The following is a 16796-nucleotide window of genomic DNA, read 5'->3' as shown; positions in this document are numbered from 1 at the left end:
GGGGTAGCGGTGAGGCGCATGACTGCACGGCCCGCGAACGCGCACCAGGCGCGACTGCTCCGCCTGCTGCGTGACGGCGGCCCCCGGTCACGCGCCGAACTCGGCGACCGGGTCGACCTGTCCCGCTCCAAGCTCGCCGTCGAGGTCGACCGGCTGCTGGAGACGGGGCTGGTCGTCGCCGACGGGCTCGCCGCCTCGCGCGGCGGGCGCCGCTCGCACAACATCCGCCTCGCGCCCCAACTCCGCTTCCTCGGCGTCGACATAGGCGCCACCTCGATCGACGTCGCGGTGACCAACCCCGAGTTGGAGATCCTGGGCCATCTCAACCAGCCCATGGACGTACGCGAGGGGCCGGTCGCCGTCTTCGACCAGGTGCTGGCGATGGTCGCCAAGCTCCGGGACACCGGGGTCGCGGAGGGCTTCGACGGCGCGGGCATCGGCGTCCCGGGCCCCGTCCGCTTCCCCGAGGGCATCCCGGTCGCCCCGCCCATCATGCCCGGCTGGGACGGCTTCCCGGTACGGGAGGCACTCAGCCAGGAGCTGGGCTGCCCGGTGATGGTCGACAACGATGTGAACCTGATGGCCACCGGCGAGATGCAGGCCGGAGTCGCCCGCTCCGTGCGGGACTTCTTCTGCGTCAAGATAGGCACCGGCATCGGCTGCGGTGTCGTCGTCGGCGGCGAGGTGCACCGGGGCACCACCGGCAGCGCGGGCGACATCGGACACATCCAGGTGGAGCCCGAGGGCCGGCAGTGCGCCTGCGGCAACCGGGGCTGTCTGGAGGCCTACTTCGGAGGTGCCGCGCTCGCGCGGGACGCCGAGGAGGCCGCCCGCGAGGGCCGTTCGGCGGAGCTGGCCCGGCTGCTGGAGTCCGGCGGGCGGCTCTCCGCGGCCGACGTCGCCACCGCGGCCTCCGCCGGGGACGGCACCTCGCTCGACCTCATCCGCGACGGCGGGGCCCGCGTGGGCCAGGTCATCGCGGGCCTCGTCAGCTTCTTCAACCCCGGACTCGTGGTCATCGGCGGCGGTGTCACCGGGCTCGGCCACACACTGCTCGCCAGCATCCGCACCCAGGTCTACCGCCAGTCGCTCCCGCTGGCGACCGGCAACCTTCCCATCGTCCTGGGCGAGTTGGGCCAGGTCGCAGGGGTGACCGGCGCCGCCCGCCTCACCAGCGACCACCTGTTCTCACCCGCGTAGGGGCCTGCGGCCCGCCAACACGACAACAGCACCCCCGGTCAGCTCCTTCAGCTCCTTCAGCGACAGAGCACAGCTCGCACACGAGGAACAGCGCACCGCCTGCCCCGTCCGCCGCGACGTGTCCGCCGCGACGGTGAGAAACCGGAACCAGCCGTCCCGACGGTGCCGAACTGCCCGCGGAAGGCGGGTGTGCGGCTGGGACGGCCGCCCGCACCCACGACGACCATGTACGGCCCTGGACGGAGGTCTATCCGCGCATGCCCTTGTTGACGATGTCCGGAATAACCAAATCATTCCCCGGTGTCCGCGCGCTCGACGGCGTCGATCTCGACGTGGACGACGGAGAGGTGCACTGCCTGCTTGGCCAGAACGGGGCCGGCAAGTCCACCCTCATCAAGGTCCTCGCCGGAGCCCACCAGCCCGACGAGGGGGAGATCACCTGGCAGGGCAAGCCCGTCAAGCTGGCCACCCCCGTCTCCGCCATGCGGCTGGGCATCGCCACCATCTACCAGGAACTCGACCTGGTGGAGCACGTGTCCGTCGCCGAGAACGTCTTCCTCGGCCACGAGGTCGCCACCCGCGGGGTCATCCGCCCCCGCGAGACCCGCGCGAAGACGGCCGAACTGCTCGCCCGGCTCGGCCACCCCGAGATCGACCCGGCGGCGCTGGTCGGCTCACTGTCCGCCGCGGGCGCGCAGATCGTGTCCATGGCCCGCGCGCTCTCCCACGACGTGCGCCTGATCATCATGGACGAGCCCTCCGCCGCGCTCGACCCGGACGAGGTCGACAACCTCTTCCGCATCGTCCAGAGCCTCACCGCCGACGGCGTCGCCGTCGTCTACATCTCGCACCGGCTGGAGGAGATACGCCGCATCGGCGACCGCGTCTCCGTCCTCAAGGACGGCCGCGTCGCCGCCCGCGACCTGCCGGCCCGCACCACCCCCACCAGCGAACTCGTCGCCAGGATGACCGGCCGCGAGGTGCAGCACGCCTTCCCCGACGGACCCCGCGAGCGCCCCGCCGGTGAACCGGTGCTGCGCGCCGAAGGGCTCGCGCGCGAGGGCGAGTTCGAGCCGCTGGACCTGGAGCTGCGGCCCGGCGAGATCGTCGGCCTCGCCGGGCTCGTCGGCTCCGGGCGTTCGGAGATCCTGGAGACCCTCTACGGCGCCCGCCGCCCCACCGCGGGCCGGGTGCTGGTGGACGGCAAGCCGCTGCGCCCCGGCAACATCGTCTCCGCCGTACGCGCCGGCATCGGCCTGGCACCCGAGGAGCGCAAGTCCCAGGCGCTGCTCATGCTGGAGTCCGTCACCCGCAACGTGTCCGTCTCCTCGCTGCCCCGCTTCTCACGCGGCGGCTGGCTCGACCGTACGCGCGAGCGCGCCGCGGCCCGGCTGCACACCCGCGACCTCGCGCTCCACCCCGACGACCCCGACCGCCCCGTGCGCACGCTGTCGGGCGGCAACCAGCAAAAGGCCGTGCTGGCCCGCTGGCTGCTGCGCGACTGCCGCGTCCTGCTGCTGGACGAGCCGACCCGGGGTGTGGACGTCGGGGCGCGCGCCGAGCTGTACGCCGTCATCCGCCGCCTTGCCGACTCGGGCGTGTGCGTGCTGCTGGTCTCCAGCGAACTGCCCGAGGTCCTCGGGCTCGCGGACCGGGTCCTCGTGCTGCGCGAGGGCCGCGTGGTGCACCGCGCCGCCGCCCGCGACCTGGACGAGCACCGGGTGCTCGACCTCGTCATGGAAGGAAGCCCCACATGACGCCGCCCCACATGACGCCGCCCCACATGACGCCGCCCCACATGACGCCGCCCCACATGACGCCGGCTCACATGACGCCGGCTCACATGACGCCGGCCGAGCTGACGCAGCCGGCCCTCTCCTCCGTCTCCAGAGGTGACACGACGTGAACTCCACCAAGGGGCAGGCGGTGCACGACGCAGCGCCCGGGCCCGACACCGCATCCGAGCCGCCCGCGAAGCCCGCACGCCGCCGCGGCCTGGGCGGCACCCCGCTGGACGTACGCCATCTCTCCCTCATCGGTGTCCTGATCGCACTGGTCGTCGTCGGCGCCCTCACCAAACCCGACGAGTTCCTGGACACGGAGAACCTGCGGCTGATCCTCACCCAGGCATCCGTCATCGGCGTCGTCACCGTCGGCGTCACCTTCGTCATCATCGGCGGCGGCATCGACCTGTCGGTGGGCGCCATCGTCGCGCTCGCCTCCGTATGGGCCACCACCGTGGCAACCCAGGACTACGGGCTGGGCGGCATGCTGGTGTGCAGCGTGCTCGTCGGCGTCGGCTGCGGTCTCGTCAACGGGCTGCTGGTCGCCTACGGGCCGATGGTGCCCTTCATCGCCACCCTCGCCATGCTCGCCTCGGCGCGCGGCCTCGCGCTCCAGATCAGCGACGGCAAGACCCAGGTCGTCGACGTCGACTCCGTTTTGGACCTCGGCGTCGCCGACTCCTACGTGCTGGGCATCCCGCCGATCGTGCTGGTCTTCGCCGTCGTCTGCGTCGTCGGCTGGCTGCTGCTCAACCGCACCACCTTCGGACGCCGCACCGTGGCCGTCGGCGGCAACCCCGAGGCGTCCCGGCTCGCGGGCATCGCCGTCAAGCGCCAGCGGCTGCTCCTCTACCTGCTGTCCGGCCTGTGCTGCGGCATCGCCGCTTTCATGCTGATCATCCTCACCGGCTCGGGCCAGAACACCAACGGCAACCTCTACGAACTGGACGCCATCGCCGCCGCGATCATCGGCGGCACCCTCCTCAGCGGCGGTCGCGGCACCATCCTCGGCTCCGTCCTCGGCGTCCTGGTCTTCACCACGATCACCAATCTGTTCGCCCTCAACAACCTCCAGACAGACGTCCAGCAGATCGCCAAGGGCGCGATCATCGTCGCGGCCGTACTGGTCCAGAAGGGTCGATCCTCCTCATGACAGACAGCCCACGGGTGCCACACGTATCCAGCAGACGCAGCATGCTCTTCGGCACGGCGGCGGCCGGCGCCGCGCTCCTGGCCGCCGGCTGCACCAGCAACGACAACAACGACGACGGCCCGGACGAGGCCGCCGAGGCCGGGGTCGCCGACTCCAAGCCCGGCAAGAAGGTCACCATCGGCTGGGCGGGCCCGCAGGCCGACCACGGCTGGCTCAACGCCATCAGCGAGCAGGCCAAGAACCGCGCCAAGAAGTACAAGGACGTCACCCTGGAGTCCACCGAGGGCTCCAACGACAACGCCACCCAGGTCGGCCAGGTCGAGACGCTGATCAACAAGAAGGTCGACGTCCTCGTCGTCCTGCCCGCCGACGGCAAGGCCCTCACCCAGGCCGGGCTCAAGGCGATGCGCGCCGGGATACCCGTGGTCAACCTCGACCGGATCTTCTCCTCCCAGCAGGCGTACCGCTGCTGGGTCGGCGGCGACAACTACGGCATGGGCCTCAACGCCGGGCATTACATCGGCGAGAAGCTCAAGGGCAAGAAGAAGGCCAAGGTCGTCGAGCTGGCCGGCATCGACAACCTCGAACTCACCCGCGAGCGCACCAAGGGATTCGACGACGCGCTCAAGAACTACCCCAACATCGAGAAGGTCGCCCGCCAGGCCGCCGAGTTCACCGTCGAGTCCGGACAGAAGAAGATGTCCGAACTCCTCCAGGCGCAAAAGAGCTTCGACGCGCTGTGGAACCACGACGACGACCAGGGCGTGGGCGCCGAACGCGCCATCAAGCAGGCCAACAGGGATGAGTTCCTCATGGTCGGCGGCGCCGGGTCCAAGCGCGTCATGCAGGCCATCAAGGACGACGACAGCGTCATCAAGGCCACCGTCCTCTACCCGCCCACCATGGCCGCCTCCGCCATCGACCTGGCCCGCGCGCTCGGTCAGGGCAAGGGCATCTCCGGAATGGCCGAGTTCGAGATCCCGGCCCAGGTCACGCTCTACTCCGCCGTCGTGACCAAGGAGAACGTGGACGAGTACCTCCCGATCGGCTTCACCTGACAGGCACCACGGCCGCGCCGCGACCACCCACCGCCCGGCAGTGCCCGGACGGTGGGGCCGCGCGCCGTGCCCTGCTCCCCACCGCTGACACCGTTCGGAATCCCCGAGAGGGAGGACCTCAATGTCGTACGACAACGCCGCGCCCGCTCCCGACGCGCCACCACTGGGCGTGGGCATGGTCGGCTACGCCTTCATGGGCCAGGCGCACTCCCAGGGCTGGCGCACCGTGGGCCGGGTCTTCGACCTGCCGCTGAGCCCCGTCATGGCCGCCGTGTGCGGACGTGACCCCGGCGCCGTCCGCACGGCCGCCGGGCGCCTGGGCTGGGCGGCGGCCGAGACCGACTGGCGCGCGCTGATCGACCGCCAGGACGTCCAGCTCGTCGACATCTGCACCCCAGGCGACAGCCACGCCGAGATCGCCATCGCGGCGCTGGAGGCCGGCAAGCACGTGCTGTGCGAGAAACCCCTCGCCAACACCGTCGCCGAGGCCGAGGCCATGGCCCAGGCCGCACACGAGGCCCGCGCACGCGGCCAGGTGGCCATGGTCGGCTTCAACTACCGCCGCACACCCGCGCTCGCGCTCGCCCGCCGCATGATCGAGGAGGGCAGGCTGGGCGACGTGCGGCACGTGCGCGTCAGCTACCTCCAGGACTGGCTGGTCGACCCCGCCTTCCCCCTCACCTGGCGGCTGCGCAAGGAACTGGCCGGCTCCGGCGCCCTCGGCGACCTGGGTGCCCACGCCATCGACCTGGCCCAGCATCTGGCGGGCTCACACCTGGCGGGTGTCTCCGCGCAGACGGAGACCTTCGTGCGCGAGCGCCCGCTGCGGGAGGGTGCCCCGGACGGGGAGAAGGGTCCGGTCACCGTGGACGACGCCGCCGTGTTCACCGGCCGCCTCGACTCCGGCGCGCTCGCCTCCTTCGAGGTCACCCGCGTCGCCGCCGGACGCAAGAACGCGCTGCGCGTCGAGCTGAACGGCACCCTGGGCTCCCTCTTCTTCGACCTGGAACGCCTCAACGAGCTGGAGTTCCACGACGAGACCCAGGCCGCCGCCGAGTCCGGCTTCCGCCGCATCCTCGTCACCGAGCAGGACCACCCCTACCTGGAGGCGTGGTGGCCGCCGGGGCACGGCCTCGGCTACGAGCACACCTTCACCCACCAGGCCCGCGACCTGGTCCACGCCATCGCGGCGGGTACGCAGCCCACGCCCTCCTTCGAGGACGGCCTCCAGGTGCAGCGGGTGCTGGCCGCCGTGGAGGAGAGCGCCGGCAAGAACTGCGTCTACATGCCGGTCGAGCACCCGCACCCGGCAACCGCCTAGGAGGTCACCGTGGCACGTAAGTTCACCCTGTTCACCGGCCAGTGGGCCGATCTGCCGCTGGAGGAGGTCTGCCGCCTCGCCCGCGACTTCGGCTACGACGGCCTCGAACTCGCCTGCTGGGGCGACCACTTCGAGGTCGACAGGGCGCTGAACGAACCCGGCTATGTGGACGGCAGGCGGCAGCTGCTGGAGAAGTACGGCCTGGAGTGCTGGGCCATCTCCAACCACCTCAACGGCCAGGCCGTCTGCGACCACCCCATCGACGAGCGCCACCGGGCCATCGTCGCGCCCCGCGTGTGGGGCGACGGCGACCCCGAGGGCGTCCGGCAGCGGGCCGCCGCCGAGATGAAGGACACCGCGCGGGCCGCCGCCGCGCTCGGCGTGCGCACCGTCGTCGGCTTCACCGGCTCCTCGATCTGGCACCTGGTCGCGATGTTCCCGCCCACCCCGCCCGCGATGGTCGACCGCGGCTACGAGGACTTCGCCGAGCGCTGGAACCCGATCCTCGACGTCTTCGACGCGGAGGGCGTGCGGTTCGCGCACGAGGTGCATCCCAGCGAGATCGCGTACGACTACTGGACGACACAGCGCGCGCTGGAGGCGGTGGGCCACCGCCCCGCGTTCGGGCTCAACTTCGACCCCAGCCATTTCGTGTGGCAGGACCTCGATCCCACGGGCTTCCTCTACGACTACCGCGAGCGGATCTACCACGTCGACTGCAAGGAGGCGCGGAAGCGGCTGGACGGCCGCAACGGCCGCCTGGGGTCCCACCTTCCCTGGGGAGACCCGCGCCGCGGCTGGGACTTCGTCTCCGCCGGGCACGGGGACGTCGAGTGGGAGGACGTCTTCCGCATGCTGCGGGCCATCGGCTATGAGGGGCCGGTGTCGGTGGAATGGGAGGACGCGGGCATGGACCGCCTCGCGGGGGCGCCGGAGGCGCTTCAGCGCCTGAAGGCGTTCGACTACGAGCCTCCCACGGCGTCTTTTGACGCCGCGTTCGGCAATTGATCTGGCCCCTGTCCCGCCCCTTCCCGAGACTCCTCAATCTCCCCCAGCCTCCGGCCGGGAGGTACCCCCAGGGGGCTATTTATAGCCTCTCCGGCGATTGAGGAGCGGGGGTTTGGGTGGGGGTCCCCCGGCCGGAGGCTGGGGGAGGAGCCCCCAGAGAAACGGGAAGGGGCGGGGCCGGGGCAAGGCAGCTTTGTCCTCCCCGAGGACAAAATCAATACGTTCCCGTGTCAAAGGGGTTTCCGGCCCGGACAAACAAAGCTACGGTCCTTGAGATGTACGGGACATGAGCCCGCTCGCACCACCTCGGACACACGAGGGGCGCAGCCCCTCTCAGCGGCGCGGCGGCGCGCGCCTGCGAAGCGCACGGCACACGACGGCACCCAACTCTCATTCCGTCAACCACCGTTACCTTCCAGGAGGAAACGCGTGCACAGAAATACCCGCACACTCCGCACCCGCCTCACCGCCCTCTCCGCCACCCTCCTCATCAGCGCCGCGACCGCGCTGGGCGCCCAAGCGGCGGGCCCAGCCGACGCCCAGAGCACCAAGCCGGCGAAGCCGGCCGAGGCGGCCGACTTCCAGCAGGTCACCCTCGCCAAGGGCGTCGAGGAGACGGGCGAGCCGATGACGATGGCGGTCCTGCCCGACCGCTCCGTCCTGCACACGGCGCGCGAGGGCACCTTGCGGCTGACCGACGCCAAGGGCACCACCAAGGTCGCCGGCACTCTCGATGTGTACAAGCACGACGAGGAGGGCCTCCAGGGCGTCGGCGTCGACCCGGGCTTCACCAAGAACCGGTTCGTCTACCTCTACTACGCGCCCAAGCTGACCACCCCCGACGGCGACGCGCCCGACACCGGCACCGCCGAGGACTTCAAGAAGTTCGACGGCGTCAACCGCCTCTCCCGCTTCGCCTTGAAGAAGGACGGCACCCTCGACAAGGCGAGCGAGAAGAAGCTGCTCGACGTCCCGGCCAACCGCGGCACCTGCTGTCACGTCGGCGGTGACATCGCCTTCGACTCCAAGGGCAACCTGCTGCTGTCGACCGGCGACGACTCCAACCCGTTCCAGTCCGACGGCTTCACGCCCATCGACGAGCGCGCCGACCGCAACCCGGCCTTCGACGCCCGGCGTTCGGCGGGCAACAGCAACGACCTGCGCGGCAAGCTGCTCCGTATCAAGGTCAAGAAGGACGGCTCGTACACGGTCCCCAAGGGCAATCTCTTCAAGCCGGGCACCAAGAAGACGCGGCCCGAGATCTACGCCATGGGCTTCCGCAACCCCTTCCGGATGACCGTCGACAAGAAGACCGACACGGTCTACCTCGGCGACTACGGCCCCGACGCGGGCGCCGCCGACCCCAACCGGGGCCCGGCCGGGCAGGTGGAGTTCAACCGCGTCACCAAGGCGGGCAACTACGGCTGGCCGTACTGCACCGGCAAGAACGACGCCTATAAGGACTACGATTTCGCCACCGGCAAGTCCGGCGAGGCGTTCGACTGCGCCGCGCCCGAGAACACCTCGCGGCACAACACCGGCCTGGCAAAGCTGCCCGCCGCGCAAGCCGCCTGGATCCCCTACGACGGCTCCTCCGTGCCCGAGTTCGGCGACGGCTCCGAATCCCCGATGGGCGGCCCGGTCTACAACTACGACAAGAAGCTGGACTCGGTCGTGAAGTTCCCCAAGGAGTACGACGGGAACTTCTTCGCCGGGGAGTTCGGCCGTAAGTGGATCAAGCGCATCGAGCAGAAGAAGGACGGCACCGTCTCCAAGATCAACGACTTTCCGTGGGCCGGCACCCAGGTCATGGACATGGACTTCGGCCCCGACGGCGCCCTCTACGTCCTCGACTACGGCACCGGATACTTCAACGGCGACGAGAACTCCGCGCTCTACCGCATCGAGAACGCCGCCGAGGGCCACACCCCCGTCGTCGAGGCGAAGGCCGACACCACCAGCGGCCACTCTCCGCTCAAGGTCGCCTTCTCCTCCTCCGCGAAGGACGAGGACGGCGGCGACCTCAAGCTGGAGTGGGACTTCGGCGACGGCAAGACCTCGACGGACGCCGAGCCCACCCACACCTATGAGGCCAACGGCACCTACACCGCGACCGTGACCGCGACCGACCCCTCGGGCCGTATCGGAAGTGCCAGCGTGCACGTCACCGTCGGCAACACCGCGCCCAAGGTCGAGCTGAAACTTCCCGCCAACGGGCAGCCCTTCGGCTTCGGCGACGAGATCCCCTTCAAGGTCGAGGTCACCGACCCCGAGGACCCGAAGATCGACTGCTCCAAGGTCGAGGTGACCTACATCCTCGGCCACGACAGCCACGGTCACCCCATGACCTCCGCCAAGGGCTGCGAGGGCACCATCAAGACCCAGGCCGACGGGGAACACGACCCCAACGCCAACATCTTCGGGGTCTTCGACGCCAAGTACACCGACGGCGGCGCCAACGGTCAGCCCCCGCTGACCAGCCACGGCCAGAGCGTCCTTCAGCCCAAGCACCGCCAGGCCGAGCACTTCGACACCTCCTCGGACGGCGTGACCAAGGGCGAGCTGGAGGGCGCCGAGGGCGGCAAGGCCGTCACCGGAGCGAAGAACGGGCAGTGGATCTCCTTCGACCCGTACGCGTCGGCAGGTCTCACCAAGCTGAGCGCACGGGTCAGCGGCAAGGCCGAGGGCGCCATCGAGGTCCGCGCCAACGCTCCCGACGGGCCGGTCCTGGGCACCGCGAAGGTCACGGCGGGCAGCGGCTGGAGCGATGTGAGCGCCGATCTGACCGGAGGGCCCGAGGGAGCGGACAAGCTCTATCTGGTCTTCACCGGAGGCAGCGGAGCGCTCTTCGACTTCGACAGCTTCTCCGTCACCACCGGATGAAGGGAGGCGAGCGCATGACCACCCCAAGAGGGACCACCCCAACAGGCGTGCCCGGACACCGCGTACGGCATCGCGCACGTCTTGCCCTCGCCGCCGCGGCGCTGATGGTCGGCGCCATGGCGCTGCCCAGCCAGGCGGCCCAGCCCGGCGGCGGCCAGGCGGACGCGGGCCGGGCGGGCGGCGCACCGGATGCCGGGAGGGAAACCGGCGCACCGGATGCCAAGGCGAAAGTCCTCGTCTTCTCCAAGACGGCCGGCTTCCGCCACGACTCCATCCCCGACGGCATCGCCGCCATCCGGCAGCTCGGCGCGGAGAACGGCTTCACCGTCAAGGCGACGGAGGACGCCGCCGCCTTCACCCCCAAGAAGCTGGCCGCCTACGACGCCGTCGTCTTCCTCTCCACCACGGGCGACGTCCTCAACGAGACCCAGCAGAAGGCCTTCGAGGGCTACATCGGCGACGGCGGCGGCTATGTGGGCGTGCACGCCGCCGCGGACACCGAGTACGACTGGCCGTGGTACGGCGGCCTCGCCGGGGCCTACTTCGACTCCCACCCGGCGATCCAGCCCGCCACCGTGAAGGTCGAGGACCACGCGCACCCGGCGACCGCCCACCTCGGCGCCGCCTGGGAGCGCACGGACGAGTGGTACAACTACCGCACCAACCCGCGCGAGAAGGCCCGCGTCCTGGCCGGTCTCGACGAGGGCTCCTACACCGGCGGGAACATGGGCGAGGACCACCCGCTGGCCTGGTGCCAGAACTACGAGGGAGGCCGCGCCTTCTACACCGGCGCCGGCCACACCAAGGAGTCCTACACCGACGACGCCTTCCGTAAGCACCTGCTGGGCGGCATCCAGTACGCCACCGGCGCCGTACAGGCCGACTGCCGCCCCGAGACCGGCTACACGCCGCTCTACGACGGCAACGGGCTCGACGGCTGGCAGCAGGCGGGACCCGGCTCCTTCGAGGAGAGCGCGGACGGCACCCTCACCACCCGGGGCGGCATGGGCCTGCTGTGGTACGGGAAGCGGCAGTTCGGCTCCTACTCGCTGAAGCTCGACTGGAAGATGGCGAGCGCCGGAGGCGACGACAACTCCGGTGTCTTCGTCGGCTTCCCCGCCTCCGACGACCCCAACTCGGCCGTGAACAACGGCTACGAGGTGCAGATCGACGCCACCGACGTCGACGAGAAGACCACCGGCTCCGTCTACGGCTTCCAGTCCGCCGACCTGGCGGCACGGGACGCGGCGCTCAACCCGCCGGGACGGTGGAACACCTACGAGCTGCGCGTGGAGGGCGAGCGGCTGCGGATCTACCTCAACGGCAAGCTCATCAACGACTACACCAACACCGACCCGGCCCGCAGCCTCACCGACGGCTACCTCGGTCTCCAGAACCACGGCGACGGAGACGAGGTCGCGTTCCGCGACGTCCGCGTCAAACAGCTCTCCGCGGACGCCCCGGCAGCCAGGAAATAGCCGCCCCCTATGCGGCGGTGGAGGGAGACGCCGACTCCCTCCACCGTCCCCGCGGTCGCGCACGGCCTTCGGAGATCTCACAGGACCCCCGGACAGAAACAGGGGGTCCCGGTGAGAAACGGGAAGGGATGGGACCGGGGCCCGCTCGCCGGCGGGCCCCGGGCGCACGTACGAGAACAGGGAGGATGACGTGACCGACGCTCACCAGATCCCCAGGGCGCGAACCGGCGTATGGCTCGTAGGAGCCCGTGGCTCCGTCGCCACAACGGCCCTCACCGGCGCGGCGGCCCTCGCCGCCGGCCTGCACCCACCCACCGGCATGGTCACCGAAACCGCCCCCTTCGCCCCCTGCTCCCTCCCCCCGCTCGACACCCTGGTCTTCGGCGGCCACGACACCGTCTCCTGCCCCCTGCCCAAGCGTGCCGAGATCCTCGCCGAGGCGGGGGTCCTGCCCTACGGACTGCCCTCCGCGCTGCACGCCGAACTCGCCGCCGCCGACGCGGCGATACGCCCCGGCGCCACCGCCACCGACCCGCGCGGCGAGGAGGAGCTGATAGACACCTACGCCGCCGACCTGACCGCGTTCACCCGCGAGAACGAGCTGGCGCGCACCGTCGTCATCAACGTCGCCAGCACCGAACCCCACCCGCCCCACGACGCGCCCCTGCCGCCCAGCTCCCGTTATGCCGCCGCCGCGCTGCGCGCCGGGTGCGCGTACGTCAACTTCACGCCCTCCACCGGCCTGCACCACCCCCGCCTGGCGGAGGCCGCCCGCACGGCGCGGGTGCCCTTCGCCGGGCGGGACGGCAAGACGGGCCAGACGCTCCTGCGCTCCGTGCTCGCACCGATGTTCGCGCAGCGCTCGCTCGCGGTGCGCGCCTGGTCCGGCAGCAACCTGCTGGGCGGCGGGGACGGTGCCGCGCTCGCCGACCCGGCGGCGGCAGCCGCCAAGAACGCGGGCAAGGAACGCGTGCTCGCCGACAACCTCGGCCACCTGCCCGAGGGCGAGGTGCACATCGACGACGTCCCGGCGATGGGGGAGTGGAAGACCGCCTGGGACCACATCGCCTTCGACGGCTTCCTCGGCTCCCGCATGGTCCTCCAGACCATCTGGCAAGGCTGCGACTCGGCGCTCGCCGCGCCCCTCGTCCTCGACCTGGCCCGGCTGCTGGCCCGCGCCGACGAGGCGGGCCTCACCGGTCCCGTGGAGGGCCTCGGCTTCTACTTCAAGGACCCCGACAACGGCCCCGGCGACCTGCCGGGCCAGTGGCGCGAGCTGCTCGGCCTCGCCCAGCGCCTCACGCCCGACGGCGGGCAGGAGGCGGCCGGTGCCGTCCGCGCCGGGGAGGCCCGGTGAGGGGGCGCGTCGCCGCGTGGGCCCAACTGCTGCGCGTATCCGCGCTGTTCACGGTGCCCGGTGACGCGGTGGCCGGCGCCGTCGCGGCCGGGCGCGTCCCCGGCCGTGGCACGGCGCTGGCCGCCGGGTCCTCGCTGTGCCTGTACGAGGCGGGCATGGCCCTCAACGACTGGGCCGACCGGGCGGAGGACGCCGTCGAGCGCCCCGAGCGGCCCCTGCCCTCCGGGCGCGTGCGCCCCGCCGCGGCGCTCGCCGCGGCCACCGGCCTGACCGCCGCCGGACTCGCCCTCGCCGCCCGCGCCGGACGGCTTCCCCTGGCCACCGCGAGCGCCCTCGCGGCCACCGTCTGGGCGTACGACCTCCGCCTCAAACACACCCCGGCGGGCCCCGCCGCCATGGCCACGGCCCGCGCCCTCGACGTCCTGCTGGGCGCCACCACGGCGAGCCCGCCCCGTACCGGCACCGCCACCGCCCCCGGCAACGGCAACGGCAACGGCCCCAGGAACGGGCCCGGGAACGCCTCGCCCGCACGGGCGCTGAGCACGGCGGCGTTCATGGGAGCGCACACCCTCGCCGTCACCGCCGTCTCGCGGCGGGAGGCGCAGGGCGGCGCGCCCGCCGTTCCGCTCGCGGCGCTGGGCGCCGTCGCGGCGATCGCGGCGGGTGTGAGCAGTCAACGACGGCGGAGCACACCGATGACGCTCGCCGCCACCGCCGCGTACGTGGGCACCGCCGTCCGGCCCCTCGCGCACGCCGCGCTCAACCCCTCGCCGCCGCTGCTCCAGCGCGCGGTGGGCGGCGGCATCCGCGCGATGATCCCCCTCCAGGCGGCGCTCGCCGCACGGGCCGCCACGGAGCCCCGCACGAAGGCCGCACCAGGTGGCGGGACACCCGGCGCCGCGCCGTCCGGTCACCCGCCGGGAGACGGCGGCGGCACCGCGTACGCGCTGGCCCTGCTCGCGCTGATCCCGCTCGCCCGCCGCCTGTCCAGGAAGGTCAGCCCCACATGAGCCCGGCACCCCCAGCCCCCGCGCTGCGCTTCGCGTACGGCACCAACGGCCTGACCGACCTGCGCCTTGAGGACGCGCTGGCCCTCCTCGCCGACCTCGGCTACTCCGGCGTCGCGCTGACCCTCGACCACATGCACCTCGACCCCCTGGCCCCCGATCTGGCGGCGCGCACCGCACAGGTGGGGCGCGCACTGCGGCGGTACGGCCTGGAGGCCGCCGTCGAGACCGGCGCGCGCTACGTCCTCGACCCGCGCCGTAAACACCACCCCACCCTGCTCGACCCCGATGCCGAGGCCCGCGCGGCGCGGACGGGCCTGCTGCTCAAGGCCGTACGCGTGGCCGCCGACCTCGGCGCGCACGCCGTCCACTGCTTCAGCGGCCCGCTCCCGCCCGGCACCGCACCCGAGGAGGGCTGGGACCGCCTGGCCGAGGGCATCGGCTCGCTCCTCGACCCCGCGCGGGCGGCGGGCGTTCCTCTGGCGATCGAGCCCGAGCCCGGCCACCTGCTGGAAGACCTCGCCGGCTTCCACCGGCTGCGTACCGCGCTGGGCAGCCCCGAACCGCTGGGCCTGACCCTCGACATCGGCCACTGCCAGTGCCTGGAGCCCTCACCCCCCGCCGCCTGCGTCCGGGAGGCGGCCCCCTGGCTGCGCCACGTCCAGATCGAGGACATGCGCCGGGGCACCCACGAGCATCTGCCCTTCGGCACCGGCGAGATCGACTTTCCCCCCGTTCTCCAGGCGCTGCGGGACGTGTCCTACACCGGCCTGGTCAGCGTGGAACTTCCCCGGGACTCCCATGCGGGCCCCGCCCGCGCCACCGAGTCGCTCGCCTACCTGACCGCCGCCTCGACCGCCGCCGCGCCCGCCGTCGGCACGTCCCCCGTCGGCGCCACGAAGGGGGTGGCCGCCTCGTGCTGACTCCGCTCGCCTCCTTGCGTACCGGGCTGGAGCTGCGGCTCGGAGCCGATGCCCGCGCGTGGCTGCATCTCGCGCTCACCGAGGCCGCCGACGCCTCCCGGCACGCCGAAGGGCCCGCCATGCCCGCGTGGGAGCGGCACTTCGTGACGGCCGGGCGACAGTGCCGCAGCGGCGCGGCACCGCGCGGCGGGGTGACTGAGGGCGACGGCGGCTCGGCGCCCGAGCCCGTCGACGCGGCCCGCGTGCTGCTCCTGCACGCCGCCGGGCCGGAGCCCGACACCCTCGCCCGCCTCTACACACAGGGCACGGCCGACGAGCGGCGGGCCGTTCTGCTGGCCCTGCCGCACCTCGACCCGCCGCCGGACACCGCGCCCACCCTCGCGCTGGTCGAGGACGCGCTGCGTACCAACGACACCCGGCTGATCGCCGCGGCCCTCGGGCCCTGGGCGGCGGCGCACCTGCCCGCGCCCCAGTGGCGTCAGGGCGTCCTCAAGTGCCTGTTCACGGGCGTGCCGTTGCGGGTCGTCGCCGGTCTGGAGCACCGCGCAGCCGCCGACTCCGAACTCGCCCGCATGCTCCAGGACTACGCCCGGGAGCGCTCCGCCGCCGGCCGCCCCGTCCCCGACGATCTCGACCACGCGCTGCGCCTGGCCCGCTTCGCCCCCGCCGAGGGCACCCCCCAGGAACGCGACCCGGACCGGAGCGCCCCCGCGACCCCCGAGTACCCCCGCCCGCCCGAGGAGCTGTGACCCCATGACGAGCAGTCGCATCTTCGACCCCCACATCCATATGACCTCGCGCACCACCGACGACTACGCCGCGATGTACGAGGCGGGGGTACGCGCGCTGGTCGAGCCCTCCTTCTGGCTCGGCCAGCCCCGCACCTCGCCCGCCTCCTTCTGCGACTACTTCGACTCCCTCCTGGGCTGGGAGCCCTACCGGGCCGCGCAGTACGGCATCGCCCACCACTGCACCCTCGCGCTCAACCCGAAAGAGGCCAACGACCCGCGCTGCACGCCCGTCCTGGACGCGCTGCCGCGCTATCTGCTCAAGGACGGTGTCGTGGCCGTCGGCGAGATCGGCTACGACTCGATGACACCGGCCGAGGACGTCGCACTCGCCGCGCAGCTCCAGCTCGCCCGCGAGCACGAGCTGCCCGCCCTCGTGCACACCCCGCACCGCGACAAGGCCGCCGGGCTCGCCCGCACCCTCGACGTCCTGCGCGAGTCCGGGCTGCCGCCCGAGCGCGTCGTCCTCGACCACCTCAACGAGACGACGCTGGGCGCAGCCGCCGACAGCGGCTGCTGGCTGGGCTTCTCCATCTACCCCGACACCAAGATGGACCCCGACCGCATGATCCGCATTCTGCGCGTGCACGGCACCGAGCGGGTGCTGGTCAACTCGGCGGCCGACTGGGGCCACAGCGACCCGCTCAAGACCCGCCACGTCGCCGACGCCATGCTCGCCGCCGGCTTCGACGAGGACGAGGTCGACCAGGTCCTGTGGCGCAACCCGGTCGCCTTCTACGGCCAGAGCGGCCGGCTCTCCCTCGACGCCGCCTCCCCCTCCGGCGGCCTGTTCGAGGGCAACTCCATTCTGCGCGGCGGGGAGTGAGGAGCGCCCC

13 protein-coding genes are annotated in these 16796 nt (G+C 72.1%); all 13 read left to right on the top strand.

Translation table 11 applies throughout. The features are described 5' to 3' along the window. Positions 1-18: 18 nt before the first annotated feature. Complete coding sequence (locus tag OHB04_RS08545) at positions 19-1200, top strand: ROK family transcriptional regulator (protein ID WP_326687053.1); 1182 nt, start codon at positions 19-21, stop codon at positions 1198-1200. Positions 1201-1472: 272 nt separating this feature from the next. Then, the gene (locus OHB04_RS08540; RefSeq protein WP_326687052.1) at positions 1473-2957 is read left to right on the top strand and encodes a sugar ABC transporter ATP-binding protein; all 1485 of its coding nucleotides are present in this window, start codon (positions 1473-1475) and stop codon (positions 2955-2957) included. Between the two features lie 145 nt (positions 2958-3102). Then, positions 3103-4137 (top strand): ABC transporter permease, encoded by a 1035-nt coding sequence (locus OHB04_RS08535; protein WP_326687051.1) that lies wholly within the window; start codon positions 3103-3105, stop codon positions 4135-4137. After that, positions 4134-5195 (top strand): substrate-binding domain-containing protein, encoded by a 1062-nt coding sequence (locus OHB04_RS08530; RefSeq protein ID WP_326687050.1) that lies wholly within the window; start codon positions 4134-4136, stop codon positions 5193-5195. The genes OHB04_RS08535 and OHB04_RS08530 overlap by 4 nt, the downstream gene beginning before the upstream one ends. Positions 5196-5316: 121 nt before the next feature. Continuing rightward, entirely contained in the window at positions 5317-6516 is a 1200-nt protein-coding gene (locus tag OHB04_RS08525) for a Gfo/Idh/MocA family protein (RefSeq protein WP_326807211.1), read from the top strand. A 9-nt stretch (positions 6517-6525) separates the two neighbouring features. After that, a complete protein-coding gene (locus tag OHB04_RS08520; RefSeq protein ID WP_326687048.1) occupies positions 6526-7524 on the top strand; it encodes a sugar phosphate isomerase/epimerase family protein in 999 nt (332 codons plus the stop codon). Positions 7525-7953: 429 nt separating this feature from the next. Continuing rightward, positions 7954-10407 carry a PQQ-dependent sugar dehydrogenase gene (locus OHB04_RS08515; RefSeq protein WP_442814797.1) on the top strand — a complete coding sequence of 818 codons (2454 nt, stop codon included), beginning with the start codon at positions 7954-7956 and terminating at the stop codon, positions 10405-10407. 14 nt (positions 10408-10421) lie between these two features. Next, positions 10422-11885 (top strand): ThuA domain-containing protein, encoded by a 1464-nt coding sequence (locus tag OHB04_RS08510; protein WP_326687047.1) that lies wholly within the window; start codon positions 10422-10424, stop codon positions 11883-11885. A 190-nt stretch (positions 11886-12075) separates the two neighbouring features. Beyond that, positions 12076-13242 (top strand): inositol-3-phosphate synthase, encoded by a 1167-nt coding sequence (locus OHB04_RS08505; protein WP_326687046.1) that lies wholly within the window; start codon positions 12076-12078, stop codon positions 13240-13242. Next, positions 13152-14252 (top strand): SCO3242 family prenyltransferase, encoded by a 1101-nt coding sequence (locus OHB04_RS08500; RefSeq protein ID WP_442814796.1) that lies wholly within the window; start codon positions 13152-13154, stop codon positions 14250-14252. The genes OHB04_RS08505 and OHB04_RS08500 overlap by 91 nt, the downstream gene beginning before the upstream one ends. Then, on the top strand, positions 14249-15172 hold the full coding sequence (locus OHB04_RS08495; RefSeq protein ID WP_326687044.1) for a sugar phosphate isomerase/epimerase family protein: 924 nt from the start codon (positions 14249-14251) through the stop codon (positions 15170-15172). Before OHB04_RS08500 ends, OHB04_RS08495 begins: the two co-directional genes overlap by 4 nt. Continuing rightward, a complete protein-coding gene (locus OHB04_RS08490; RefSeq protein ID WP_326807210.1) occupies positions 15166-15921 on the top strand; it encodes an EboA domain-containing protein in 756 nt (251 codons plus the stop codon). Before OHB04_RS08495 ends, OHB04_RS08490 begins: the two co-directional genes overlap by 7 nt. 4 nt (positions 15922-15925) lie before the next feature. Beyond that, positions 15926-16786: a TatD family hydrolase gene (locus tag OHB04_RS08485; protein WP_326687042.1), complete on the top strand. Its 861-nt coding sequence runs from the start codon at positions 15926-15928 to the stop codon at positions 16784-16786. Positions 16787-16796 lie beyond the last annotated feature (10 nt).

Source organism: Streptomyces sp. NBC_01775 (assembly GCF_035917675.1).
Lineage (GTDB): Bacteria > Actinomycetota > Actinomycetes > Streptomycetales > Streptomycetaceae > Streptomyces.
The sequence above is the reverse complement of the archived record's forward strand: the minus strand, read 5'-3'. Positions and strand labels throughout refer to the sequence as shown.

Excerpts from the sequence above, each read along its gene's own strand:
- OHB04_RS08545 (WP_326687053.1), top strand. The coding sequence starts at position 19 with ATGACTGCACGGCCCGCGAACGCGCACCAGGCGCGACTGCTCCGCCTG.
- OHB04_RS08510 (WP_326687047.1), top strand. The coding sequence starts at position 10,422 with ATGACCACCCCAAGAGGGACCACCCCAACAGGCGTGCCCGGACACCGC.
- OHB04_RS08525 (WP_326807211.1), top strand. The coding sequence starts at position 5,317 with ATGTCGTACGACAACGCCGCGCCCGCTCCCGACGCGCCACCACTGGGC.
- OHB04_RS08540 (WP_326687052.1), top strand. The coding sequence starts at position 1,473 with ATGTCCGGAATAACCAAATCATTCCCCGGTGTCCGCGCGCTCGACGGC.
- OHB04_RS08495 (WP_326687044.1), top strand. The coding sequence starts at position 14,249 with ATGAGCCCGGCACCCCCAGCCCCCGCGCTGCGCTTCGCGTACGGCACC.
- OHB04_RS08485 (WP_326687042.1), top strand. The coding sequence starts at position 15,926 with ATGACGAGCAGTCGCATCTTCGACCCCCACATCCATATGACCTCGCGC.
- OHB04_RS08530 (WP_326687050.1), top strand. The coding sequence starts at position 4,134 with ATGACAGACAGCCCACGGGTGCCACACGTATCCAGCAGACGCAGCATG.